The sequence below is a fragment of the Blautia hominis genome (assembly GCA_002270465.1).
Lineage (GTDB): Bacteria > Bacillota > Clostridia > Lachnospirales > Lachnospiraceae > Blautia > Blautia hominis.
In genome coordinates this window covers 1-236 of sequence record NQOF01000043.1, presented here as the reverse complement: position 1 = coordinate 236, position 236 = coordinate 1, and the positions used below count along the sequence as shown (strand labels likewise).

Here is a 236-nt window from a genome sequence, read left to right as displayed (position 1 = left end):
GCCGCCAGCAACGCTGTCATTGCTGCCAAAACGCTGTTAATAAGTTCCATTCGTGGTTCCATAGGCAAATCCTCCTTTTTGCCTATGATTATACCAGTTTCCAGTGTTGTGCTAAACTCCGCTTTAGAGAACAAATCTGAAACATCTCACGTTCATGATAATAGATATTATACTAAAAACCAATCAGATGACAGGTATTACACCAAGTCGCAAATTAATAATGAATTGAGCAACTT

At 38.6% G+C, this 236-nt stretch carries 1 protein-coding gene; it reads left to right on the top strand.

Annotated features, from left to right (window positions below):
- A partial coding sequence (locus CI595_RS26515) for a hypothetical protein (protein ID WP_205728133.1) occupies positions 1 to 236 on the top strand: 236 nt, incomplete at both ends.